This is a genomic window from Shewanella sp. SNU WT4 (genome assembly GCF_006494715.1).
GTDB lineage: Bacteria > Pseudomonadota > Gammaproteobacteria > Enterobacterales > Shewanellaceae > Shewanella.
Genome location: NZ_CP041151.1, coordinates 873,768 through 898,940 on the forward strand (window position 1 = coordinate 873,768; position 25,173 = coordinate 898,940).

The 25,173-nt window shown below is 45.3% G+C and carries 25 protein-coding genes; 14 read left to right on the forward strand and 11 right to left on the reverse strand.

Features of this window, described 5'->3' with window-relative positions; translation table 11 throughout:
- Positions 1–66 precede the first annotated feature (66 nt).
- On the reverse strand, positions 67–1,410 hold the full coding sequence (pmbA, locus tag FJQ87_RS03940) for a metalloprotease PmbA (RefSeq protein ID WP_140930729.1): 1,344 nt from the start codon (positions 1,408–1,410) through the stop codon (positions 67–69).
- 189 nt (positions 1,411–1,599) lie between these two features.
- On the opposite strand from pmbA, the gene yjgA reads away from it, so the two are divergent.
- Together yjgA and FJQ87_RS03950 are read left to right on the forward strand one after the other, a co-directional pair.
- Positions 1,600–2,133: a ribosome biogenesis factor YjgA gene (gene yjgA / locus FJQ87_RS03945; protein WP_140930731.1), complete on the forward strand. Its 534-nt coding sequence runs from the start codon at positions 1,600–1,602 to the stop codon at positions 2,131–2,133.
- A 26-nt stretch (positions 2,134–2,159) separates the two neighbouring features.
- Positions 2,160–4,658 (forward strand): Ig-like domain-containing protein, encoded by a 2,499-nt coding sequence (locus tag FJQ87_RS03950; RefSeq protein WP_140930733.1) that lies wholly within the window; start codon positions 2,160–2,162, stop codon positions 4,656–4,658.
- Between the two features lie 110 nt (positions 4,659–4,768).
- Here the strand turns inward: FJQ87_RS03950 and FJQ87_RS03955 are convergent, their stop codons facing one another.
- Positions 4,769–5,107 (reverse strand): TM2 domain-containing protein, encoded by a 339-nt coding sequence (locus FJQ87_RS03955; RefSeq protein ID WP_140930735.1) that lies wholly within the window; start codon positions 5,105–5,107, stop codon positions 4,769–4,771.
- Between the two features lie 267 nt (positions 5,108–5,374).
- Between FJQ87_RS03955 and FJQ87_RS03960 the strand changes: the two genes are divergently transcribed.
- Positions 5,375–6,751, forward strand: coding sequence for a sodium:alanine symporter family protein (locus tag FJQ87_RS03960; protein ID WP_140930737.1), 1,377 nt, complete (start codon positions 5,375–5,377; stop codon positions 6,749–6,751).
- Positions 6,752–6,999: 248 nt separating this feature from the next.
- Here the strand turns inward: FJQ87_RS03960 and FJQ87_RS03965 are convergent, their stop codons facing one another.
- A complete protein-coding gene (locus FJQ87_RS03965; protein WP_140930739.1) occupies positions 7,000–8,352 on the reverse strand; it encodes a flavohemoglobin expression-modulating QEGLA motif protein in 1,353 nt (450 codons plus the stop codon).
- 302 nt (positions 8,353–8,654) lie between these two features.
- Here FJQ87_RS03965 and rimK point away from each other — a divergent pair, with 302 nt between their 5' ends.
- Positions 8,655–9,560, forward strand: coding sequence for a 30S ribosomal protein S6--L-glutamate ligase (rimK, locus tag FJQ87_RS03970; protein ID WP_140930741.1), 906 nt, complete (start codon positions 8,655–8,657; stop codon positions 9,558–9,560).
- A gap of 91 nt (positions 9,561–9,651) precedes the next feature.
- On the opposite strand, the gene FJQ87_RS03975 is transcribed toward rimK, so the two are convergent.
- From FJQ87_RS03975 to FJQ87_RS03990, 4 genes are all read right to left on the reverse strand, one after another.
- Positions 9,652–10,341, reverse strand: coding sequence for a TorF family putative porin (locus FJQ87_RS03975; protein WP_140930743.1), 690 nt, complete (start codon positions 10,339–10,341; stop codon positions 9,652–9,654).
- Between the two features lie 168 nt (positions 10,342–10,509).
- Positions 10,510–10,782 (reverse strand): HU family DNA-binding protein, encoded by a 273-nt coding sequence (locus FJQ87_RS03980; protein ID WP_140930745.1) that lies wholly within the window; start codon positions 10,780–10,782, stop codon positions 10,510–10,512.
- A gap of 188 nt (positions 10,783–10,970) precedes the next feature.
- Complete coding sequence (locus FJQ87_RS03985) at positions 10,971–11,768, reverse strand: response regulator (protein WP_140930747.1); 798 nt, start codon at positions 11,766–11,768, stop codon at positions 10,971–10,973.
- A gap of 61 nt (positions 11,769–11,829) precedes the next feature.
- Entirely contained in the window at positions 11,830–12,222 is a 393-nt protein-coding gene (locus FJQ87_RS03990) for a hypothetical protein (RefSeq protein WP_140930749.1), read from the reverse strand.
- Positions 12,223–12,310: 88 nt separating this feature from the next.
- Here FJQ87_RS03990 and FJQ87_RS03995 point away from each other — a divergent pair, with 88 nt between their 5' ends.
- On the forward strand, positions 12,311–12,820 hold the full coding sequence (locus FJQ87_RS03995) for a DUF4240 domain-containing protein (protein WP_140930751.1): 510 nt from the start codon (positions 12,311–12,313) through the stop codon (positions 12,818–12,820).
- Between the two features lie 153 nt (positions 12,821–12,973).
- Positions 12,974–13,570, forward strand: a complete 597-nt coding sequence (locus tag FJQ87_RS04000; protein WP_168195135.1) for a DUF3016 domain-containing protein — start codon at positions 12,974–12,976, stop codon at positions 13,568–13,570.
- A 65-nt stretch (positions 13,571–13,635) separates the two neighbouring features.
- Here FJQ87_RS04000 and FJQ87_RS04005 read toward each other — a convergent pair whose 3' ends face one another.
- The gene (locus tag FJQ87_RS04005) at positions 13,636–13,941 is read right to left on the reverse strand and encodes a prephenate dehydrogenase (RefSeq protein ID WP_140930755.1); all 306 of its coding nucleotides are present in this window, start codon (positions 13,939–13,941) and stop codon (positions 13,636–13,638) included.
- Between the two features lie 37 nt (positions 13,942–13,978).
- Between FJQ87_RS04005 and FJQ87_RS04010 the strand changes: the two genes are divergently transcribed.
- Complete coding sequence (locus FJQ87_RS04010) at positions 13,979–14,875, forward strand: TraB/GumN family protein (RefSeq protein WP_140930757.1); 897 nt, start codon at positions 13,979–13,981, stop codon at positions 14,873–14,875.
- Between the two features lie 47 nt (positions 14,876–14,922).
- Positions 14,923–15,549: a chemoreceptor glutamine deamidase CheD gene (gene cheD, locus FJQ87_RS04015; protein ID WP_240778824.1), complete on the forward strand. Its 627-nt coding sequence runs from the start codon at positions 14,923–14,925 to the stop codon at positions 15,547–15,549.
- Positions 15,550–15,571: 22 nt separating this feature from the next.
- Here cheD and FJQ87_RS04020 read toward each other — a convergent pair whose 3' ends face one another.
- Positions 15,572–16,354, reverse strand: coding sequence for a methyltransferase domain-containing protein (locus tag FJQ87_RS04020; protein WP_140930761.1), 783 nt, complete (start codon positions 16,352–16,354; stop codon positions 15,572–15,574).
- Positions 16,355–16,533: 179 nt separating this feature from the next.
- Here FJQ87_RS04020 and FJQ87_RS04025 point away from each other — a divergent pair, with 179 nt between their 5' ends.
- A complete protein-coding gene (locus tag FJQ87_RS04025; protein WP_240778826.1) occupies positions 16,534–17,397 on the forward strand; it encodes a MaoC/PaaZ C-terminal domain-containing protein in 864 nt (287 codons plus the stop codon).
- A gap of 142 nt (positions 17,398–17,539) precedes the next feature.
- The gene (locus tag FJQ87_RS04030) at positions 17,540–19,246 is read left to right on the forward strand and encodes a formate--tetrahydrofolate ligase (RefSeq protein WP_140930763.1); all 1,707 of its coding nucleotides are present in this window, start codon (positions 17,540–17,542) and stop codon (positions 19,244–19,246) included.
- Between the two features lie 82 nt (positions 19,247–19,328).
- Here FJQ87_RS04030 and FJQ87_RS04035 read toward each other — a convergent pair whose 3' ends face one another.
- Positions 19,329–20,972 carry a mechanosensitive ion channel family protein gene (locus FJQ87_RS04035; protein WP_206194364.1) on the reverse strand — a complete coding sequence of 548 codons (1,644 nt, stop codon included), beginning with the start codon at positions 20,970–20,972 and terminating at the stop codon, positions 19,329–19,331.
- A 278-nt stretch (positions 20,973–21,250) separates the two neighbouring features.
- On the opposite strand from FJQ87_RS04035, the gene FJQ87_RS04040 reads away from it, so the two are divergent.
- Positions 21,251–21,577 (forward strand): hypothetical protein, encoded by a 327-nt coding sequence (locus FJQ87_RS04040; RefSeq protein WP_140930765.1) that lies wholly within the window; start codon positions 21,251–21,253, stop codon positions 21,575–21,577.
- A gap of 92 nt (positions 21,578–21,669) precedes the next feature.
- Here FJQ87_RS04040 and FJQ87_RS18915 read toward each other — a convergent pair whose 3' ends face one another.
- On the reverse strand, positions 21,670–21,795 hold the full coding sequence (locus FJQ87_RS18915) for a hypothetical protein (RefSeq protein WP_276613155.1): 126 nt from the start codon (positions 21,793–21,795) through the stop codon (positions 21,670–21,672).
- A 526-nt stretch (positions 21,796–22,321) separates the two neighbouring features.
- On the opposite strand from FJQ87_RS18915, the gene FJQ87_RS04045 reads away from it, so the two are divergent.
- The 3 genes from FJQ87_RS04045 to FJQ87_RS04055 are packed head-to-tail and all read left to right on the forward strand — an operon-like array spanning position 22,322 to position 25,171.
- Entirely contained in the window at positions 22,322–23,521 is a 1,200-nt protein-coding gene (locus FJQ87_RS04045) for a hypothetical protein (RefSeq protein ID WP_346763953.1), read from the forward strand.
- Positions 23,505–24,404, forward strand: a complete 900-nt coding sequence (locus FJQ87_RS04050; protein ID WP_140930767.1) for a zinc ABC transporter substrate-binding protein — start codon at positions 23,505–23,507, stop codon at positions 24,402–24,404. Before FJQ87_RS04045 ends, FJQ87_RS04050 begins: the two co-directional genes overlap by 17 nt.
- Positions 24,404–25,171, forward strand: coding sequence for a metal ABC transporter permease (locus FJQ87_RS04055; protein WP_140930769.1), 768 nt, complete (start codon positions 24,404–24,406; stop codon positions 25,169–25,171). Before FJQ87_RS04050 ends, FJQ87_RS04055 begins: the two co-directional genes overlap by 1 nt.
- Positions 25,172–25,173 lie beyond the last annotated feature (2 nt).

Here is a 25,173-nt window from a genome sequence, read left to right on the forward strand (position 1 = left end):
AAGGCCATCAAGTAGATAACTTAATGGCCTTTATTATCACGATTTTTTGGCGCTTAAGTGTAAGGCTTAGTTACCCGCAATTTTCATGTTGCCAAGCAAGATACCGCCAGTGCGGATAGATGATCGTAAGTCACGATCTGAGCTAATCGCCTGAATATCTTGGAACATATCTTTAAGGTTACCGGCAATGGTAATTTCTTCCACGGGATATTGGATCACGCCGTTTTCGACATAGAAACCCGCCGCGCCACGGGAATAATCACCGTTTACCATGTTAACGCCTTGGCCCATCACTTCGGTCACAATTAAGCCGGTTCCCATTTGGGCAATCAGCTCATCAAAAGTGTGGCCGGTATCAGTTAAGGTCCAGTTATAAATGCCGCCGGCATGACCTGTGTTAGTCATGCCCATTTTGCGGGCTGAATAACTGGTTAATAGGTAAGTGGCTAACACCCCATCTTGAACAATGGCGCGATCGCGTGTGGCTACGCCTTCGCTGTCATACGGGGCGCTGGCAAGGCCAGATAACATATGCGGCTCTTCAGCAATCGAGAACCAATCTGGGAAGATTTTAGTGTCGAGAGAATCTAATAAGAAGCTTGATTTACGATATAAGCTGCCGCCACTAATAGCGCCAATCAAATGCCCCATTAAGCCAGTGGCGATTTCTGGCGCTAATAATACCGGTAATTGACCGGTCGCAATTTTGCGAGCGCCAAGGCGGCCTACAGTCTTTTGCGCCGCCTGCCTACCGACAATAGCTGGATCTAGCAGTTGATTAAACTGACGCGACACACTGTAGTCATAATCGCGCTGCATATCGCCTTGGGCATCTTCACCTATCATCACGCAGCTTAAGCTGTAGCGTGATGAGGCGTAACCATTAAGGAAACCGTGGCTATTACCATAGACTTTAATGCCGGTATGGGCATTGGCGCTGGCGCCGTCAGAATTTTTAATGCGACTATCAACATCCATTGCCGCAGCTTCTGCGCTGCATGCCATTTCGGCTAACGTGGCTGGAGTAATGTCTTGCGGGTGATATAAATCCAAATCTGGGAAGTGGCGCGCCATCAGGCTTGCATCCGCCAGACCAGAAAAAGGGTCGGCAGAGGTGAATTTAGCAATATTATCAGCAGCTTTAACGGCTTCACGAATGGCTTGTGGGCTTAAATCTGAGGTCGATGAACTGCCTTTGCAACCATCACGATATAAGCTGATGCCCAAAGCACCATCTTTATTAAACTCAACAGTTTCAATCTCTTGAAGGCGGGTTGAGACTGAAAGCCCTTGCTGCTTGCTGATAGCGACCTCAGCGGCTTGACAGCCCAGTTGACTAGCATAATCCAATGCCATGGCCACAGCTTCTTTAAGGGCATCTAATTGGGTTTCGATTCTGGTGTCTGACACAGCCATTCTCATTTAAAAATAGAAGATAGCTTTAGCATAACAAAGATAACTGGGTTGGCACACTGACTAATTAACTGATTGTACAAGTGCTTAAAAGATGAACAGCATAAATTCAAGACCTAGAATACTGAAGCGAAGATGCACGCAGAGTGTTAGAATTAGCCAGTAACTACTTTTGAGGCTTTATAGATGAATATCGTTGGTGATTCCGAACATTTTAAACAACCCTATGACAATGATGATGATTATATCAGTCGCACTGGGGTCAAGCGTGAATCAGAGGCTTCGCAGGAATTAGGGAAGCAATTGGTAAGCTTGAGCAAATCTCAGTTGGCAAAAATGGATTTGGAAGAGCGGGTGTTAGATTGTGTCTTAGCTGCTAAGAGTATCAAGATTAATACCGAGGCTTATCGCCGTCAATTGCAATACATTGGCAAGGTTATGCGCACTGTGGATCCTGAACCTATCCGTTTTGCCATGAACAATGTGCTCAACAAGAATAACAATGAAGCCGCTAAGCAACAGATTTTTGAAAAGCTTAAAGATCGTTTGTTAAGTGGTGGCGACAGTGAAATTCAAGTGTTGTTAGAGCAACATCCGCAGTTAGATAGACAAAAGCTGCGTCAGTTAATTCGCCAAAGCACTAAAGAATTAACTAAGGGTCCAGAATCAAAATCGGTCAAGGAATTGATCAAATATTTACGGACTGAAATACAAGCTTAATTAACTTTTTCGACAAGGATTGCGGCATGAGAAGTATCTCATCTACCAAATTTTACTGGCTAACTTTCTTGGCAATTATCTTACTGAGTGGTTGTAATGGCCCGAGTGATGAATCTGGTAGTGGTAGTGGTAGTGGTGAAGATAATTTATCTATTAGTTTTCATACCGTAGAGCAGGGAATATGTGGTGGCGCTACCAATTCGGTAAGTTTTGCCACAGGCTCAAGCATTTGTGTTAGCGCTAAGCTTAATGTTAAAGATGGCTCCAACGTGGGCCAAATGCTGAATTTTAGCAGTAGTTTTGCTGCTGTCACTCCCGCCACTAAATTGACCAATAGTGATGGTATCGCCCAAGTGATTATCACTAATGACGATAAAGCCCAAGGGGCTGGCAGCGTGACGGCCAGTTTTACCACAATTGCAGCGACTAATTTAAGCGCGAGCGCTAATTATGAATTTGTGGCGGCGGTTGAGGATAAATCCAGATACCAACTCATTAGCAGTATTAACCTTAATGGCACGCCAGTCACCCGCATCAAAGTGGGTGAAACCGTGCAATTACAAGCGCTAGTGACAGATGACCAAAATCAAGCTGTGACTAATGCTAAAGTGACGTTCAGTGCAGGTAATGCCAGTTTGCAGCCTGCCACTGCGCTCACCAATAACGCTGGCTTAGCGCAAATTCCATTTACCCCAAGCGTAAATGAATTAGGGGCGAGTGCGCTGACCGCAAGCATAGATCATAGCGGCCAAGTCATTACTAAGACCAGCTTATTTGAAGTGCTGAGTAATGATGTGGTTGAAGACAGTACTCAAATTAAGCTCGGCCATTTTGCCGATGGTACATTTATCAATGGTACTTTAGGGACTAGCTTACCTAAAGATAGCAATGGTAATTACCTGTTAAGTGCCATTGGTAGTTTTGGGCTAACAGCCTCGCTAGTGACTATCGATGAGCAAGGCAAAGTCACGCGTTTACAAACTCCAACCTCAGTGAGCTTTAGTTCAAATTGCTCGCTGGGTGGCAATGCCAAATTAGATACTCCGGTCACTAGCGTCGCAGGTGATGCTAAGGCCACCTTTGAAGATACTAGCTGCAGTGGTAACACTGAGCGCAATGATGAGATAATAGCGACTGCCTTAATTGGTAATCAGAGCCTGACAGCAACCTTGCCATTTATCTTAGCGCGCCAAACGTTAGCTAACTTAAGCTTTATCTCCGCTGAACCTAAGCAAATTCGCATTAAAGGCGCTGGCGGTACGGGTAGCAGTGAAAGCTCCTTAGTGACGTTTAAAGTCTTTAGTGCTAATGGTCAGCCTGCCGCGCAGCAAACGGTTGTATTTAGTCTAGATACTCTGGTGGGCGGGTTAAGCTTTGCCAATGGCCTTGGTAGCGCTACTGGCATCAGCAATGCACTGGGCGAAGTCAGTGTGCGGGTATTATCAGGCACAGTGCCAACACCTGTGCGAGTCACGGCAACAGCCACTGATGCTGACACTGGCATAAAAATCAGTAGTCAGTCCGAGCAGTTAACTGTTAATACCGGTTTGCCGCAGCAATTAGCCTTTAGTTTATCCACCACAACCTCAAACCCAGAGGCCGGTTCGCGGGACGGCACTAAAGTCACTATTACTGCCTATGCGGCTGATAATTTTTCCAACCCAGTACCTGATGACACTAGCATCAATTTTACTTCTGAAGGCGGTCAGATTGTACCTAGTTGTTTAACGGTTAATGGCAGCTGCAGCGTTGAGTGGACCTCAAGTGCGCCGCGAGTGCCTGATAATCGCATTACTATTTTGGCTTATGCCTTAGGTCATGAAACCTTTTTTGATACCAATGGTAATAACGTTTTTGATGCTGCCGATGGCGGAGTTATTGCTAAGGCTTGTATTGATGCTGTAGGTAATGCCCAGACTTGCTCGGGTAATGGCATGAATATTGAAACTTATCATAGCCAAGGCTTTAGCGATTTAGCCGCGCCATTTCGTGATGATAATGAAAATAATCAATATGATATTGGTGAGAAGTACTTAAGTTTAGCTGACAATGGTGTCTATCCTGCAGCTGATGGCCGCTTTAACGGCCCTCAGTGCCAAGGTACTCTTTGTGGGCAAGGGGTGTTTAGTAAGAGTTATATTCGCAAAGCGCTAGTGATGACTATGTCAGGTTCAGATGCCTTAATGACAGTGTTCAGTGCTAATACCATTATTGCCAACCCTAGTGGTCAGCTAGTTACCCCTAATCTGCCAGCCTTGGCAGGTCAAAGCTTTAGAGTGAACTTAACTGACACATCAACGCCAGCGCAGGTTTTACCCGCAGGTACAGTGGTTACTGTGACCTCAAGTCTAGGTGCGATTAGTTTTAATGGGTATCAGGTGCCTAATACCAATAGCGCTGGTGGCACTAGCACTAACTTTACCCTCACTAATAATGGCGTTCCAGGTGCTGCGGTAGTCACTATTACGGCAACAACGCCAAGCAGTAAAGTCACGCAAATGAACTTTACTGTGAACTTACAATAGTCCTTATTTTTTGCCATAAAAAAGCCTGCATTCGCAGGCTTTTTTCGTTAGGGCACATTAATGCTGAAGTGAACTTAAGTCGTGTTAATTCAAAGATTCATTATATGAAATCAGCACACATGTGAGCGGCGGCAATATTTTAGTTTGAATTGTACCGGATCCATGGTGAAGGTCTTAAAGGCATCAAACCAGCCCACCACACTTGGGATTAGTGTCCAGCAAAAGGCGAGGTACAAACTGCCTTTGAGTGGTTGACCTAGATAGAAGCGATGAGCCCCGACCCCGCCAAGTAATAAACTAAACCAAGCGGTAAGTTTCTGGCTTTTAAGGTGCAAGCTTGGGTCGATGCCAGCGAGTGCATCTAAGCTGAAATCGCACTGACATTGATGACAGGTTAAATCGCTATAGGCGATGGTGGCGCCACACTGATTACACAGTTGAGTTTGCAATTGACCGACTCCAGTTAGGTGAACATAGTGAGCTGCAATTATGCGTACAAGTGTTCGCTGAGATCTAGCAACGCGGATCACAAATTGAAAATATAGCTAGAAAACACAGCGAATCATGGCATGACCTCAGCCGTATTTTATTGATTTAGGCATTTACACTGGTGTTAAGTGATAGATGTTTCATTTGTTAACAATAAGTTGTAGCTTGTGTTGGTAAGCAGTTGTCATCAAGCGCTGCTCAATAACAATAATAAGCATGAGGTCACTATGGAATCTATTACTCAAATAATCAGCACTATTAATAGCTGGGTATGGGGGCCACCCATGCTGGTATTAATTTTAGGGGTGGGGTTCTTTTTATCTTTGGGGCTTAAGTTAATGCCCGTTTTAAAGATAGGTTACGGATTTAAGTTGATGTGGTCAGGCCGTACCGCTGAAAGCGATGATGCTGTAAAAGGCGAGATCAGTCCTTATAACGCCTTGATGACTTCCTTATCGGCCACCATAGGCACAGGTAATATTGCTGGCGTAGCGACCGCTATTTTCATGGGGGGACCGGGCGCATTATTTTGGATGTGGTGCACAGCTATGGTGGGTATGGCCACTAAATACAGTGAAGCGGTACTGGCGGTTAAATATCGTGAAGTCGATGACCAAGGTAACCATGTTGGTGGCCCCATGTATTACATCAAAAATGGCCTAGGTAAAAAGTGGGCGTGGCTAGGAACCCTGTTTGCTATTTTTGGCGCATTGGCCGGTTTTGGCATTGGCAATACTGTGCAAGCTAACTCAGTGGCTGAAGCGCTGGCGACAAGTTTTAATGTTCCTGCTTGGGCGTCCGGTACCACCATGATGGTGTTGGTGGGGTTAGTTCTCATGGGCGGGGTTAAGCGTTTAGCCGATATCTCAGGTAAATTAGTGCCCTTGATGACGGTTTTTTATGTGGGCGCAGGCCTTGGCGTGTTATTTATTTATGCCGATCAAATTCCGGCAGCGTTAGTGTTAGTGATTGAAAGCGCTTTTAATCCAGTAGCTGCTCAAGGCGGTTTTGCCGGCGCTGCCGTATGGGCCGCAATTCATTTTGGGGTTGCACGCGGCGTGTTTTCAAATGAAGCCGGGCTTGGCAGCGCTGCAATTGCGCACGCAGCTGCCAAAACCAAAGATCCAGTGGCTCAAGGGTTAGTCGCCATGCTTGGAACCTTTATCGATACCATCATCGTGTGCTCTATCACGGGGTTAGCCATTATAGTCACGGGGGCGTGGACATCGGGGGCTAATGGCGCTGCGCTCACATCCCATGCCTTCTCCCAAGCTTTGCCTATGGGCAATTATATTGTGGCTATTTCTTTAACTGTCTTTGCTTTTACCACCATTTTGGGCTGGAGTCTTTATAGTGAAAAGTGCGCTCAGTATCTGTTTGGCACACGGGTGATAACGCCCTTTCGATGGTTGTGGACATTAGCTGTACCGCTTGGAGCTATCAGTTCCCTCGATTTTATTTGGTTGCTGGCTGATACCTTAAATGCGCTGATGGCCATCCCGAACTTAATCGCCTTGATTTTATTAAGCCCAGTGATTTTTGGCTTAAGCCGCGAGTATTTTAAACGCCGTAAAGAGGCTTTAGCTAAGCAGTCGCTGAATTGATTAATACCGTTGGGTTTTATGATTGCTAGGTATTAAGGGGTAAGAATGGGGCGCAACTAAGTTAGCTTAGCTTTACAATTTGCTAGCCATGTTTTTTTAAGCATAACTTGCTAACCATGGTCATTATCAACAATGGCCATGGTTTTTAGTTTATTAAGGACGTTTATTGAGCATTCAGTTGAGTGCAGATTTAGCCGATTACCGATTGAGTGGTTTGATTGTGTAGGCTGCGAGCAACCTAACTATGCCTAGTCGCTACTGTTATCAAATTCTGTTTCATCGGTAAATTCTGCAATAGGGTCAACTACTGGTAAGTCGGTAAATAGGCGCTGGAAGTGACGTTGCACCCCTTTTAAGTTAATTTCGGCCAAGCCAGAGGCAAAGCCAAACCAAGCATAGAGGCCGCTGTAGTCTTCAAACATGGAAGGTAAGTACTGAGGTTTATCAATAACCCCTTGCTGATAGGCTTGATAAATCGCGGGAATATCTTCAATGGCAAGTTTGCCAACAAACAACATAGGGATAAGTTCTGGTAAGCCCGCGGTAATGGCGGCGCGAATGAAGTTAATGTTTTCAACATAGCCGCGCACATAAGAAATGTCTTTAGTGAAATAGCTGCCACCGCGCACATCGCCGCCGCGAAATACCCTTTGGGTGATGCGATAGCTGTCGGTGGCACTTAAGTTGCGTTCACGGAAATGACTAAATACTTCAATAAAATCAGCGCCATTTTCCGCCATGTTGACGGCTTCAATGCGATCGCTAATGCGCCGCGCTCGGCCAGGGGTTGAGCTTAAGGTGAGCATTTCTAGTAATACCGCCAAGCCTTCTTGGGTAGCGGCTACTCGCGGCGAACCGACCCCAAGCCAGCTGGCATAGGGCTGAGCGCGGCCATTTAAGGTGGTGCCTACATGCACCCAGCCTTCGTGGACTTCATAGATATTTAAATCCGCTTCACTGAACTTAGCATGGCTACTTATTTTTATGGTATCGCCACCGACTGCCGCGTCCGACATGATGCCGTCGCTGAGGCGCACCCGAATATCATCACTATGAAAATAACTATTTAACCGTCGACTTAATTCATCCACAGCGTAGCTGGCATCCAGTATCTTGGGGTGCTGACTATTGGCGCGTTTAGCGGCGGGGAGGGAAAATAAGTAGCTTAGGCGGTCACCTAACTGCTTGATGCTATGACGATCGCCATGCAGTTTTTGGGTGGATGAACCGTACAGTTGACTGCTGAGCTCACCAAAACGTTTATTGCCGCGATTTTCAAGCATTTCAATCACAAGTAAATATTGATCGGCGGTTTTACTTAGAATTTTGCCTAATGGATCGCGATGGCCAAGTTTGCGACGAATAGCCACTTTTAAATCCAGCAAAGCTAACGTTAATTCGCGCGGATAAAAAGGCAGAGGTCGCTGCTGATAAAAGGCTTGATCAATGGTGGGTAGGCGATTGGGGGTTTGTAAAAAGGTATGCTCGTATTCTCTTGGCCATTTTATGGCATCGAGAATCTGGATCGGTTTTTGGATCCGAATCAATTCATCAGACAGTGATTTTAAATTTTCTTTATATGCTAAGGAAATTGATGTCATCTTGATGTCCTTTATCAAACCTTTTTTGAGTGTATATCAAGTTAGTGAAAAATCAGAACATTTCGTCAAATGATGCCAAAATGTTGCTTGTTTTATGGTTTTTACTCAAGTGCCGCTTGCATTGATAAGGGGTTGCCACTTTGATTTTCCCACTCCTACTCGCTTTTATACGAGTTTCGTTGTTTTTGTGTGTTGCTAGGCTAAATAAATGTTGGTTAAATGTTTGAAATTGCTTGCGCCAGGTCACTGAATAGACAAAAATCTCTTTGCCGTCTTGGCCTTTTATTTTGGGTGTACGTATCGTGAAAATAGGAATTTTGTCCCAACATCCTGAGTTGTATTCCACGCAGCGCTTACTTACTGCATGTATTAGCCGCGGCCACGAGGCGCAGGTGATTAATACAGTCAATTGTTATATGAATATCAATTCGGTAAAGCCGAGCATCCATTTTGAAGGGCAAGATTTAGTGGGATTTGATGCCGTGATCCCGCGCATTGGCGCCGGTGTGACCTTTTATGGCTGCGCCTTAGTGCGGCAATTTGAAATGATGGGGGTGTTTGCCGCTAACGATTCCATCTCGATTGCGCGCTCACGGGATAAATTGCGAGCGTTACAGTTGCTATCGCGCAAAGGTATTGGCATGCCTATTACTGGCTTTGCCTGTAAGCCGGATGATATTTCAGATCTCATCAATATGGTGGGCGGCGCGCCCTTGGTGATTAAATTACTGGAAGGCACTCAAGGCATAGGTGTCGTGCTGGCAGAAACTAAAAAAGCGGCTGAAAGCGTGATTGAGGCGTTTTTAGGCCTTAAGACCAACATATTGATTCAAGAATTTATTAAAGAATCTAAGGGCAGTGATATTCGCTGTTTCGTTGTGGGCGATAAAGTGGTGGCCTCCATGCGCAGACAAGGCCCTGAAGGAGATTTTCGCTCCAATTTACATTTAGGTGGAGTCGGCGAGAAAGTTAAAATTACGCCGCAAGAGCGTAAAACGGCGATAGCCGCTGTTAAAGCCATGGGATTAGTAGTGGCAGGGGTTGATATTTTACGTTCCGATAGAGGCCCGTTAGTGCTTGAAGTGAATTCATCACCAGGGCTTGAAGGCATAGAAAATTGTACTGGCATAGCCATTGCTGAAAGTATTATTGAGCTAATCGAAAAAGAAGTGATGGCGCGTAAGGTTAATCGCAAAGTGATAGCTTAACGCAAAAATAAGCGTAAGCCGCTCAGGCGTTTTATTGGATTAAGCCCGCTATTGCGGGCTTAATTGTCAGCTAAATTTATAAAAACTAACTTTATAAATCAAAGCCGTATGAATAGCCTAATACCACTTTAGGATCGTCAGTCTTAAGGTCAGTGTCTGTGATCATAAAGCTCACTGTGCCAATCGTAGTTTCGGCATTAAGCGCAATGTTGTAATCAGAATAGTCTTTTTGATCGAACCAATCTTGGATCACATCACCGCTTGAATAACCATAATGAATATTGATTGAGTAAGTCTCGTTAACTGGGATACCTATGTCGGCAGTGAGATAACCATAATCTTCTTTATCCACACCTTCAGAGACTATGTCATCTGATGCATTGACCACATGAGAGTAACCCAGAGTGAACCACTTCCAACCAATGGAGCCATAGATTTCGCCCAAATCTATTTTATCGTCAGCATCTGGATAGGCGTAGTAGATATAACCAATGTCATACGCGAAATCGCCATAGCTGTTGGCATATCCGCCAGCTAAATCAAGTTCATAACTAGTGTCGGTACCAAAGTCGACATTTGATGCCCAGCTGGAAAGATAAAAGCCTGATTCATGCTCATAATCTAAACCGCCTTGCACTGCGGTGGCATCAGCAGTTTGCGTGACGCCGCGCCAAATGTAATTAGAAGTAACTCCAATATTGCCAGATACCGCAGCGCTTGCGATACCCGACACCATACTTGTAGCCACGATAATGGCTATGCTTGTTAATCGAGTGCTCATGCTATTTCCCTTTATTATTAGATGTTTAATTTAAACCTAATGCAAATGGTTACAGCAAATTTGCAAAACTGCAGGTTGTTCTAACGCTAGTGAGTTTTTGCTTGTCACTATTTGTCGCAGCTATCTAATTCTCAATTCTTATGCTTATGTTAAGCGCTGAATAAGGGCTTAATTTAATGAATCACGTAAGCCTTTGCCTGCTTTAAACTTGGGGATTTTTGCCGCTGGAATTTGAATTTCTTTACCGGTTTGTGGATTGCGACCGGTACGGGCTGAGCGAGTCGCTATCTCAAATGAGCCAAATCCAACCAATGAGATCTTGTCACCATTTTTCATGGCTTCAGTTACCGCCATTTCAAACGATTTCAGCGCGCGGTTTGCTTGTGCTTTTGACAGATCGGCATTTTCGGCAATTTTGGCAACCAGTTCAGCTTTGTTCATTATCGTGTCCTTCCTTAGAGAGTGATGTTTTCATGTAACATGCCACAGCACATTCTTGATTGGAAGTTGTTGTTGCTTAAAATTGACTCAATATGATGAGTTTTTACACTAGGGGTTTTAATGGCTCGCCAATTTGTGCGCATAGCTTTGATTGTTATGGACTCTGCAGCGCGCAATATCATTAAGGATTAACCTTCTAATATTTGATGCAACAAGCGTTTCACTAGTTTGGGCTCAAACGGCTTATCACACACGGCGTCTACTCCTGAATGAGAGATTTGATTCAGTTTATATTCATCGGCTTCTGATGTGACCATTAAAATCGGGGTGTGGCTATTTTCACTGTCTTCTCGAATAAAGCGCGTTAAACACAAGCCATCCATAGTTGGCATATTGAAATCTGTCACGACTAAGTCAAAATATTGCTGTTGAAATAATAATTTAGCCTCACTGCCATCGCTTGCTTCAGTAATGTTTCTGAAACCTAAATTATTGAGTGTGCGGCGAATAATATTGCGCGACAATTTTGAGTCATCAACTAACAATACGCGCAGTTCATGAGGGTCTAAATATTCAAGTTCGATTTCTTGATGGCTGAGTAAATCGGCGGCTGAAACGAGCGCGGTATGCAAATTATCCCGTGAAAAGGGTTTAGGTAAAATGGCAACCACCCCAGATTGCTTATAAGCATCTAATTGGGCGAATCGGGATTCACTCGAGACTAGCATTAACAAGATATTTTCAAGATCAGGATCTTGTTTAATGTATTTGACGAGATCAAGCGCTGTGCCGTCGGCAAAGTGCATAGCGCAAGCAATCACATCGGGATGGCATTGCTTAGCTTCGGCCTTAGCGGAAGTGATACTATCTGCCGTCTGAATATTACACACGCCTTCATCATGTAATCTTTCCATGATGATTTTCTGCTGCATAGGTGACGGCTCAACTAATAATAACGTGAGGTCACTAATATCAAACTGGCTCATAAATCCCTTAGGTCATATTCCATCCTTTGACTAAGTATTTACCAGACTGACAAGTTTGCAATTAATTGACTGAAATTGGCTTAAAAAAGTTGCGAGTTGAGGCGCTAAATGCCACTTGCCATTGCAACACTTGGCTGATGATTGCACTGGCTATCACTAGCCCAATCGGGATAACAATGCCATTCCACTGCACTACCACTTCTTTTGGATTTATCTGCCAAGCAATCACTGCCGTGGTGGCTAACGCCATGATGGCAAGAGCTTGAATAGCAATGTAGAGTCTTAACAGTAACAAGCCCCAATCGGCACGTAAGTAAATACCCACCAATACTGGTATCATACCTAAGCTAAATAAATTGAGATTAGCGCTAGTGATGGCGTAAGTCATTCCTAATGTAGCAGCAAGTAAATAGCAAATAGTTAGACTGGCAATGGGCCAAGGGTAGGATTTCATAGCAAGCTCTGTTAGTTTTTGCCAAAGTGTAAAAACTCCTATCGCTTGAGTCCAGTAAATTGCCTTAATATTCAAAGAAGAGGTTAGCGTGACAGAGAATGATTTTTGGCAGTTGGTGAGTCGCACCAGCGCTGAGCAAGATGAGCAAAGCTTAGTCACAGCCCTGACTCAAGCTTTAACTGCTTTGGACGATCAGCAGTTAGCTGAGTTTGATGTGTATTTTTCTAAACAAATGCGTAGAGCCTACACTTGGCCTATGTGGGGCGCCGCGTTTGTGTTGACCGGCTGTGATAATGAATATGCGTTTGCTGAATTCCGCTGCTTCTTGATTTCTTTAGGTAAAACCTGGTTTGAGCGTATTTTAGTGGAGCCAGATTATTTAGCTGAGTTACCTCAGTTTCCGATGCGCGATAATTTTCCTTATCCGTTTGTGGATGAATATGATTTGGTCGCTGGCAAGATTTATGAAGATCGCACCGGTGAAGAATTGCCGTTTGTGCCATCGACTGGCAATCGCCCCGCAGGCAAGAAATTTGATGACAGAAAAAAAATGCTGCTTAAGCATTATCCTGGCTTGTGTCAGCGTTTTCCTTTTTAAAGCGCGCAGATAAGCTAACCTCAGATTCACATGTAATTAGTGACATTTGATGTATATTTAAGCTAACTTTTGATGTACTAATCGTTGCTGTGAATTACAACGTTGAATCTGAGCGCGAGGGATATGCCTGCGCAAATTCCAAAGGAGAGCTTAATGAGTGCCCGATCTTATCTTTCACTTGTCATAGTTGGTGCTATTGCACTGACTGGCTGCGCGCAAACGCCTACTGAGAATAAGGCTGAGACAGTGGTTAACTCAGCGGTTGAAAACAGTCAGGATGCAAGTATGGTTACCCAAGCTGGAGCAGTAACCATAGAATGGCTGGATCCCGCTAAGTACACCGACATTAAGGCTTCTTCTGAATTGCAATCGCGCTTTCAGCAGCGGGTATTTGATACCTTAACGGCGAATTTAGCCCAGCAAGTAACGCCTATGCTGGAGTCGAACGAAAAGCTTGAGTTAGTAGTCACTAATGTTGATTTAGCTGGCGATATTCGGCCAACTTTTGGTGCGACCTTAAATGATATTCGCATTGTGAGTAATTTATACCCGCCTCGCATTACCTTTACGTATAAGGTGATTAAAGGCAACCAAACTATGCTGGCTGGCAGTGAGAAACTGCAAGACTTAGGTTTTCTTGATGGCATTCAACCTATTATAGATAGACCCTTTATGTATGAGTCTGGGCTCTTAACCACTTGGTTTAATAAAACCGTGGCGCCAGTTCTGCAAGGCTCACCTTCGGAATAACGCTTCGCACTAAAAACAAAACAGCCGCTTTTTAGCGGCTGTTTTTGTTAGTAACGCTTGATTGCTTAGCCTTGTTGCTTAAAGGCTTGCAAGGTTGATAGCACTAACGCGAGCTTTTTCACAACAGTTTGCAGCTGCTCAGTGTCGATATCTGTGGCTGGAAATTGCGCTACTTCAGTGGCTAAGTCTTTGACATAAGGTAGAAAACGTTTACTGTTTTGAGTAAAACCTTGTTCTGGCTTAAAAATGGTGCTGAATTTAGCGTGCCCAGCTTGCTGTAATGCATCTAATTTAGCATCGGCATCTATGGCTTGGCGGTAAGCAAGTTGCAGATTCTGTTGCAACTGTTCCAGAATTCGTGAATAAGGCATTAGGTTTCTCTCAACAAAGGTCAGTTAGGGATTATATATGAAATGCTCTTCTCCCCGCAAAATTCCGCGCGCATTTATGCTGTTATTACTTAGCTGGTGGGGATGGGGCGCCGCTTATGCCAGTGAAGCTAATCCGGCCTTTTACCGTTTAGATAAAGCGGGTAATAGCGCTTTTTTATTGGGATCAATTCATGTGGGGCAGGCGAGCTTTTATCCAATGCAGCCCCATATTGAAGCTGCTTTTAGTAAGGCGAAAAGCCTGGTGGTTGAAGTTGATATTAGACAGCCAATGGCGCCCGAGTTATTACTGCGGATTGCTAAGGCATCACCTGCTATTGGCATTACCCCAGCGACTCAAACTGAATTAACTCAGTATTGCCAGAGTCGCCAAGCCTTTTGTGAGGCATTAACGCCCTGGCAGCCATGGTTGCAATCCTTACAAATCAGTTTGCTGCAATTTGAGCAATTAGGTTTTACCCCAGCTTTTGGGGTTGATCAATATTGGCTTAATAAGGCGCAGGCTAAATCGGTATTAGAGCTAGAAACCAGTGAGTTTCAATTGGCCTTGTTAGCCTCATTTGATGCTAGCACCCAAAATTACTTGTTAGCAGAGGCTATTACTACACCCGATAGCAGTTTGCGCGCATTGATTGATGCTTGGCATCAAGGTCATGATCAGCAGCTGCTTGAGCTGACCGAGGCGGATATGCTTGCGAATACTCAGCAAGATTTAGTGCAAAAATTATTGTGGGATCGCAATCAAACCATGGCAGCTGATCTTTATCGCATGCTGGCGGATGGTCAGAGCCAGCAAGCTATTTTTGCGGTTATAGGTGCAGGGCATTTAGTCGGGCCTAAATCTGTGATTACTAAGCTTAAGGAATTAGGGGTAACAGTGACGGATTGCCGCCAAGACAGGTCAGCATGTGAATAATGTTAACTTGGCTATACTGGTTAAGGAATAAGCATGGAGGCTTAATTTTGCAACCTAACTCGCCAACTAGCTACGCTAGATTTGAACACATTAGCCGTAATTGGGATCAAAAATTCGATAAATTCGTCGCGCGGGTAAATCCTGGTGAATATTACTTAACGGGCAATGATGAGTTGATTTATACCCGACTAGGTTCTTGTATTTCTGCGTGTATTTATGACGATAAATTAGGCATAGGTGGCTTAAATCATTTTCTGTTACCAGAAGCTGGTAAGTATGAACGCCAAATTGCGGCCGATAGTTATTGTTGCCGTTATGGTAACTGGGCCATGGAGCAATTAATCAATGGTATTTTAAGCCGCGGTGGCAGTCGTTTTAATTTAAAAGCTAAAATATTTGGTGGCGCCAGTATTGGTAATCAAATCAAGACCAATATAGGTCAATTAAATATATCTTTTGTATATAGCTACTTAGATACAGAGAATATTCCCATCTTAGCGCAAGATGTTGGCGGCATTTGGCCGCGCAAGGTCTTGTTTAATCCCACTAGCGGTAAAGCCATGGTTAAACGGCTAGCCAGCGAAGCCATTGAAATGCTTGATACTCAAGAGGAGCGTTACCTCGATAGCATTTCTAAAAAGCCTAAAAATGGCGATATTGAGCTATTTGATTAATGGGATATGTCATCACTAGCCGCTATTTTTTCTCTTGGCCGATAAAATGCACATAACGGCCAAGGGATAAATAGGGTTCTTGTTGGCAGTAAGCTAATTCCATCGCTAATAACTGCTGAAAATCAAAATTGTCAGGCATGGATTTTTTAAGATAATCATTAATGACGCGTACGCCCGACTGACAAATAAGCTCAAGTTGCCATTCAGTAAACCAAGTTCTCACCTCTTGTATATAGAGAGGATGCGTTGGCGTTAAGCGTACCTTTTTCTTAATCTTGAAATCGGCACTGACATAATCAAAATTGCCCGAGACTAAGGCGTGAAAACGCATGGCTTCTTTATTGAAAAACATCAATGAGAATAAGCCATCCTTGCTCAGAAAATCTAATAATAGCGCTAAGGTATTTTTAGCATCATGCAGCCATTCAGCGACCGCGTGACATAAGATTAAATCAAATTTACCTTCCACATGCTGAGGTAACTCTTGAATGGCGCAGTGAATTAGGCGGATATCGAGCGGCTCTTCACTGGCAGCAATTTGCTCTTGCGCTTGGGCTAACATCTGCTCAGAAATATCACACAGAACAATTTCATGGCCTTGGGCTGCTAATTTTTGGCTGATAAAACCAAAGCCGCCACCTGCATCTAAGACTCTTAATTTATTCACTTTTTTATCTTGGCAATACTTCTCTATCGCCGCTTGCAAATCGCGCCATAAAACGGCAGCACGAATTTCTCCCTTTGGAGTTCCATAGATATTTTTCGCAAATTTAGTTGCGAGTTTATCGAAGTTTTTGTCTTGCACGTATGATCCGCCTTGAAGAACTATCGGCAAATTTTGCCACAGACGGCTAAGGGCGTCAGATAAATATCGGCGTAACTGGGTTAAAACCGCACTCTAGCTGAGTAAATGTTAATCAAGCTGTTTTTTTGGCGCGACTGGCTTATAATTCTTAGCTGATTTTTAGACAGACACCTGCGGATATGCAACATATAGTTCACCTTAATGAAATGCCATCGTTGTTCTCTCTCTATCGCAAGATAATGTTTGGGCGTAAGCCTGGCTGGAATGGCGAGTTATTGGAGTCAATTGAGGTTAACTGTTGTGATATTGCCATAAAAGCTGACGCCGTTGAGCGCTATGCCAAGGTCTGTGAATATCAGTTTGATGGTGAGACTCTACCTGCCACATTTTTGCATGTGTTAGTGTTTCGCCTGCAAGCTGAGTTGTTCACTCATAAAAGCATTACTTTCCCGCTGCTTGGCATGATCCACCTTAAGAATAATATCCGCCATCTGCGTAATGTCAGCATTGATGAGCGCGTCGATATTGGCTGCCACATGAGCGATAGCCGCATCACTGAACTTGGGCTTGAGTTTGATTTAACCGGCCAAGTAACGGTTAAGGATGAAGTGGTGTGGCAATCGGTATCTACCTATTTATATCGCTGCCCGCAAAGCCGCTCGTCTCGTGTGCGCCCGCCTAAAGGCGCTGCTATAAATTGGGAACAACCGCTGCAATGGCACTTAGATGACGACTTAGGTCGCCGCTATGCTATGGCCTCTGGCGACTATAACCTCATTCACTTGCACCCAATTTTATCGAAACGCTTTGGCTTTGATAGGGTATTAGTTCATGGCATGTGGTCGAAAGCGCGCTGCATAGCGCAAATGATGCCCCATGCGACTATGCCTGCCTTTGAAATAGACGTGGCCTTTAAATTGCCATTATTTATGCCTGCGGATGTTACTTTTGCGCTTGAGCCGATTGATGCTGGTTATCAATTTGAAATGCGAGATATTAAAGGTCGCAGGCCGCATTTAACTGGGCAATTGACTTACCTGTAAGCCTCATAGTTCACCTGTACCTTGATAAGCGTGTGTGCGCCGCAGCACGCTTGTTACGACTAAATCCATCTGTTTCTTTGAGCTAGCCCCAAATTCCTCTATGATCGCAACGCCCTAGCAGATCCCAGAGAATAAAAAATACATGCTATCTGATATCGAAATCTCAAGAAATTCCCCATTAGTGGCCATCAGTGACTTAGCAGCAAGGCTTGGTATCCAGCCCGATGAATTAGTGACTTATGGCGTCCATAAAGCCAAAGTTTTGCCAAGCGTATTCAAACGCTTAGCGCAAGCGCCACTTGGCCGTACCATATTAGTTACCGCAGTGACCCCAACGCCTTATGGTGAAGGTAAAACTGTAACCACCATAGGCTTAACTCAAGGCTTACACGCTTTGGGTGAGTCTGTGTGCGCTTGCATTCGCCAGCCGAGTATGGGGCCAGTGTTTGGCGTTAAAGGCGGCGCCGCGGGTGGTGGTTATGCTCAAGTAGTCCCTATGGAAGAGCTTAATCTTCACCTAACTGGTGATATTCATGCGTTAACTAGCGCCCATAATTTAGCGGCTGCGGCGTTAGATGCGCGTCTCTTTTATGAAACTCAATTAGGCGCTGCAGCCTTTGAACTGCAGTCGGGATTAAGTGCGCTTAATATCGACCCCGAGCAAATTTTATGGCGCCGCGTAGTTGATCAAAACGATCGCAGTTTGCGCCAAATTGAAGTGGGTATTGGTCGCAATAATGGCCCAGTGCATGCTTCAGGTTTTGATATTAGTGCTGCCTCTGAGTTAATGGCGATTTTAGCTTTAAGCCTTGATTTAGCCGATATGCGCGCGCGGATTGGCCGAATAATCTTAGCTAAATCAACCGATGGCAACTGGATTAGCGCTGATGATTTAGGTGTCGCAGGCGCCATGACAGTGATTATGCGAGACGCCATTGCGCCAACCTTAATGCAAACCTTATCGGGCGCGCCTTGTTTAATTCACGCCGGCCCTTTTGCTAACATAGCTCACGGCAATTCCTCTGTGATTGCTGATGATATGGCGCTGCGCTTGGCCGATTTTGTGGTGACTGAAGGCGGTTTTGGCTCGGATATGGGCTTTGAAAAATACGCCAATATCAAGGTGCGCACGTCAAATATTCCGCCTGCGGCTGTGGTATTAGTGGCAACCCTGCGCGCCTTAAAAGCCAATAGTGGTGTTACTGTTAGCGATATTAATGCACCTAACCAGGATGCGCTGCAGGCAGGCTTTGAGCATTTATGCTGGCATATTAATAATGTCAGTAAGTATGGCGTGCCGGTTGTGGTGGCGATTAACCGCTTCCCTACTGATACCGATGAAGAGTTGCACTGGTTGCAGCAACAAGTGACTAAGACGCAGGCGTTTGCTTGTGAGATTAGTGAAGCCTTTGCCAATGGCGCCAGTGGCGCCCTTGATTTGGCGCGCAGCGTGATTAGCGCTTGTCAGCAGCCAAGTGAGTTTACTCATTTGTACGATGTTAACTTGCCGCTGGACGTTAAGCTTACCCAACATATGCAGCTGGCCTATGGCGCCGCGGGCATAGAGTTAAGTGACTTGGCCGCGAGTCAATTGCAAAGTTTAGCCACAGATTATGGGCATTTGCCTTTATGTGTGGCAAAAACGCCGATGTCGATTAGCCATGATCCGCAGCAAAAAGGCGTGCCGTCGGGCTTTATGGTGCCGGTGGCTGAACTGCGTTTAAATGCGGGCGCGGGCTTTATTACTGTGATCACTGGCAATGTGATGACTATGCCAGGCTTAGGTTTATGCCCTGCCTATTTGCAGATAGATATTGATGCCAATGGTGATATTCAGGGCTTGTCCTAATCGGTCATTTAACGCTTAGTGATAACCCATTAAGTTAAAAAAGGCGCCAATCGGCGCCTTGCTGTTATCCAATAGTCCGCCGTTATGCTGGTGGATTCTCGTGATAAATATGAACATCGCGCTGCGGGAATGGAATTGAAATACCTTCCTCATCAAAGCGCATTTTCACGCTGCGAGTCACATCCCAATACACATCCCAATAATCTTCTGGGCGAGTCCAAGGACGTACCACAAAATCTAAGCTGGAATTATTTAAGGTGTGTAACTTCACTAATGGCTCAGGCATAGTCAGCACTTTAGGGTGCGAAGTGATGATTTCCATCAATACTTTTTCAGCATGAGGAATATTATCGCTGTAGCTAATGCCAAACACTAAATCAACGCGGCGCTCGCGTTCGGCAGTCACGTTGTTAATGGTATCACCCCAAATTTTGTTATTTGGAATAATTAAGCGCTGATTATCAAAGGTCATAACGGTAGTCGATACCAGCGTCATGTGGCTCACTTTACCTGTCACGCCTGCGGCATTAATCAAATCGCCCACATCAAATGGACGATAGATTAAGATCATCATGCCTGATGCAAAGTTAGATAAGGTGTCTTGCAGGGCAAAACCAATGATCACACCGGCGATACCAAAACCGGCTAATAATGGGCCAAGCTCAATACCCAACTGAGATAAAGCGACTAGCAAGCCGATAGTAAAGACGATTTTACCCGATAACTTGATAAAGAAGTCTTGCAGTAACTTACTGAACTTTAAGCGAGAGTTACCTACTGCACGCTTAACTATGGTTTCAGCCACGCGGCCTAATAACATAGCTAGCATTAAGATGACGCTAAACAGCACTAGCTTGAAAACTAAGGTTGGACCGTTGTCGACAAGCTGAGAATAACCTACCCCAAACCATTGCTCCATCAGGCCTTTAGCCACATCGGCATTAATAAGCCCTTGAGTTAGGTCGCCAGACACACTGAACAAGATTTTCTTCAAATCAGCGGTATTTTGGCCTAAATCATCCAGCAAGCTGATGGTGACGTTAAGGCTTGCAGTGCTTTTACTTAACCACTCTTTTAAGGTGGCTTGGCGGCTTAATAAAGTGCTGCTCGCATCTTTACCTGCGCTGCTCACATCAGCATTGACCGATTTAAGTTGGAGCTGAATATATTGAATGAGGGAGGCCAGTTCATGGCCGCGGCTCATTAAGTCATCGCTTAACTTAGTTTGCTGGACATCAACGTTCTCACCTAACTTTTGCGCCCAACGCAGAGTTTGCAGTTGAGCTTGGAAAAACAAGTCACGCTCATTTTGGCGATTGGCCATTTGCAGCAATACTGTCTGGTCATTAGTGGTATCAAGCTTTTGCTTTAAATCACTAATGTCTTTGTTTAGATAAGTATTGGCCTTATCTAAAAATGCCAGTTGCTCGTTAATTAACGCTAATGCTTTCACCTTATCAAGATCAGGCTGGTTCATTAAGCTGCCAATATCGGCGCGAATAGCATTGATATTGTTTAAGATTGAGAACTCAGTGAGTTGTCTCAGTTCACCTTTGGCTGACTTCAGGGCGATGATATCTTGATCAACTCGTTGCTGTAACGTATCAATCTGCGTAAACGCTGAGGCATTGGCATCTGGAGTGATTGGTTCTGCAGCGATTACGCGGCTACAAGAAAGGATCAACAACAGAATAAGCGACATTCCTCTGAATGCTGCTGTTTGCATAGGATTTCTTCCAAAATTAAAATAGGCGCTAATGGTATTCGCTAAAGGGGGGCGGGTGCAATCCTTGCGCTATGGCGAATGACAAACAGCTGATCTTGGCCGATATTCTGAGTGTTTTTTGTACGCTAAACCACGGCTTTTTGCGGTCATGGCCAATAACTGCCATGGCTAAGGGCGGCGCCATTCATTTCGTCACTATTGAGCATCTGTTACACTAGCGCATTGAATTTTTTTAGGGTTTTCCTATGCTGTGCCCCCATTGTCATCAGGGATTTAGAATGACCGCGATAGCTAATACTCGCGGCAAAGGTTTTGCGGTCGAGTTTCAGTGTCCTAAATGTGAGGCTTGGCTCGGTAAAAGTGCCTGGTTGCAGCGCGCTAAACTGCTTGGCTTTTACGGTACGGCGGGAATGGCACTGTTGGCCTATCTCAAGCCTGAGATGCAAGGGATGGCAATTGTGATAGCTATTTTTTGCGCTATTACTTTGATGGTGTCGCATTTACTGGATCAATTGCAAATTCGTGAAAAACCGCCGGAGCCAGAAGCCATTGAGGTTAATCATAAGTTTGCAAGCGGTGCGGTTGATAGTGGTGCTAACAAGTAAGGCGCTAACAAATGAGGCATTGGCGCTGCCAAAAAAGTCTAGCGCCAAAAGTCTGGCGACTTAGCGATAATCATATTGCTAAGTCGTGATCATTATTGAATGACTTGTTCTTGACCTGCAAGGGAGGCTTCAACCCAATAAATTCCGCCTAAGATCCCTAAGATAAATAGGCTGATAAAGGTTAAAATCCCCCAGTTATCTTTCAGAAAGTTAATCATTTTTTTTGCTCCACTCATAGCCACGTTAGCCGAATCATAGCCTGATGGCATTAATGATGTCTTAATTTCAATCAAACTTGCTATTAACCATTAATTTCTTTTAGAATCCGAGCACATTACATTTGTAACCTCTGGTAACAATGTGGCCGCCGCTAACCTAGTACATAAGTTATCGATCAAACAAAGAACATTCATTGGGCTGCTATTAGCATCCTGGTTGATGCTGTTTGTGTCGGCGCCAGCCCATGCTCTGAGTCATTATGATGAAGTGGGTTTCACGCATTGTAGTTTGTGTGCCCATCACCATCAGATGCAGGCTTGTTTACCTCAGAGCTTTGTACCTCCTGCCGTTAGTCCACAAGTGTGCCCGCATACAGTCACAGCGACTCCTAGCCTGTGGCGTCAGCACACCAGTCATTTCCAAAGCCGCGCGCCTCCGTCACTCAACTAATTTCATTGTTTAGTCTTGGCATACAAGCTCGTCTTGTAGTGCCCACTTTTGCATACAAATTTTTTGGGTAATGATATGAATTTCTTATTTTCAGGGCGTAAACGCTCTTTTGATTCAGCGGTTATTAATTTAGCGTCTATCAATTTAGCGTCTATGGGGATAATGCTAGTTAGCGCGCAAGCTTTAGCGGCTACGAGTGATGATGCAGCGCTGCAATTAAGCGCTGTGGTGAATGGTTATTATCAAAGTGGCGAGCAAACCTTATCTAACTCGGGCGAAGGCTTTGGTTTGGGTGAAACGGAAGTGTCGTTAGGCGGCAATATTGATGATGCCTTTTATGGCAAGGTCACGACAGTGCTGGCCTATCATGACGGTGAAACTGAATTAGAGCTAGAAGAAGCCTTCATTCAGACCTTAGCCTTACCTGCAGGCATTTCGGTGCGCGCCGGTCGCTTCTTATCTGACATTGGTTATTTAAATAGCCAACATTTGCATACCGATGATTTTAGTGTGCGGCCTTTGCCTTATCGCGCTTTTTTAGGCGATCACTATTTTGATGATGGTTTACGAGTGTCTTATGTGATGCCGACTGATTGGTATTGGGTGGTAGGTAGTGAGGCATTTAGCGGTGATAAGCTGCGCGCAGAAGACCCTGATGGCGATAGAGATTTCTCTACGGTCGGGGTTTATACCGCGTTTACCAAAATTGGCGGCGATTTAGGGCTTGAGTCCTCATGGCAGCTTGGTATGAGTTATCTGCGTAACCAAAATGGCCGCGCTGGCGAGCATCATGAAGAGCATGCTATGGCGGAAGAAGGCCATGATGACGGTCATGATCATCAAGCAAAATTCACCGCAGAAAATACCTATATTATCGATGGCGTGTATAAGTGGGCGCCAGCTGGCAATAACAAGTATCAGCAACTGACGTTAGCGGCAGAATACTTTTATCTTGATGGCATTAGTGAGCATCAAGAAGTGGGCGCTGTTTCTCATTACTCTGGTTGGTATGCCAGCGGTAATTATCAGTTCAGCCCGCAGTGGTCGACAGGCGTGCGTTATAGTCGCTTGAATGTGCAAGAGGAGCATGACGAACATTTTCACCAAGTTGGCTATCAAGAATGGGATGCCAATATCAATTGGCACCACAGTCACTTCTCAACAGTACGCTTGCAGTTTACCCACCAGAATAATGATGAGTTGGGCTTTGATGACAACATAGTAACGCTGCAATACGTTATGTCTTTAGGAGCTCATAATGCGCATCAATTCTAAATTATTGGCCCTATGTTTATGGGGTAGCAGTATCGGTTTGGCTCAGGCGCAGTTAGCCATATTTGCTTGTGAACCAGAATATGCGGCGCTGGCGAAGGAGCTTGCGCCTAACGCTGATATTTACAGTGCAACTACCGCTTTGCAAGACCCGCATCTAGTGGAAGCTCGACCAAGTTTAATTGCCAAAATGCGCCGCGCCGATCTAGTGATCTGTGCTGGCGCTGAACTTGAAGTCGGCTGGCTGCCGATGCTGCAACAAAAGTCGGCTAATCCTAAGGTACGTAATGGCGCACCAGGCTTGTTCTTTGCAAGCGAGCATGTCGACACCTTAGATAAGTTAACTCAGGTGGATCGCAGCATGGGGGACGTGCACCGCGCTGGTAATCCCCATGTGCATTTATCACCGCCGCGCATGCTGCAAGTCGCGGCGGCGTTAACGGCACGTATGCAAGCATTGGATCCCGCCGAGCAAGCGCACTATCAGGCGGCTTTGCAGTCATTTACTGAGCGCTGGCAGCAGGCAATGGCGCAGTGGCAGCAGCAAGGCGCTACGCTTGCCGGCATGAAAATCATAGGTTTTCATTCAAGCTTTAGATACCTCTTTGATTGGTTTGGCATTGAGCAAGTGGCCGATCTTGAGCCTAAGCCAGGGGTGCAGCCATCGAGTAATCACTTGGCAAGCTTAACGGCAAGGGCGGGGCAAGGGGATGTTTGCGCCATAGTGCAAGCATCCTACCAAGATAAACGCCCTGGGGCATGGCTGTCTGAGCGCAGTCAATTGCGAGTATTAGTGCTGCCTATGTCGGTGGGGGGCGACGCTAACAGCCAAGATTTATTTGCTTGGTATCAAGGCTTAGTCACTCAATTAGTGGGCGCACGCTAATGGATGGCGCATTGCTATTGATTCTATTGCCGGCCTTAGCGGCCGGCTTGCTGGTATTGGCGACGCATGTGGTGTTGGGGCGGCAAGTGCTTAAGCGCGGCATTATCTTTATTGATTTGGCGATTGCGCAAGTTGCGGCCCTTGGCACTGTCATGGCGCATCACAGCCATTACTTAAGTGACATCCCGCTAGTGACTTGGTGGATGCCGGCGCTATTTGCCTTGGCGGGCGCTGGCCTGATTGCTTGGCTGGCGCGCCATTGCCGTGATGAACTTGAGGCCATTATAGGTTGTATTTATGTGGTATCGGCCGCGGGCGCTATGCTGCTGCTCGCTAACGATCCCCATGGCGGCGAGTTACTTAAGCAAGTCTTGTCTGGGCAAATACTTTGGGTCAATTGGTCACAGTTAGCTGTGCCTGCACTCGTGTCAGCCTTGCTGTTACTCTTATGGGCTTATCGGCCAAGCGTACTTTACGGCAGCTATTTTTACTTTATGTTTGCCATAGTGATTACCTTGTCGGTGGAACTCGTCGGTGTATATCTAGTGTTTTCGAGCTTGATATTGCCAGCGCTTGCCGTTAATCGCATCACTCGCTATTGGTGGTTAACGGCCTTTGCTCTCGGGGTGAGTGCCTATGTGGTAGGACTGTGGCTTTCAACCTTATTTGATTTGCCCGCAGGCTCGGCCATAGTGCTATGTTTGGCGCAATTTACTGTGATATTTCGCCTGTGGCAGCAGTGGAGTATGGCTAAAACAGTAACATAGCG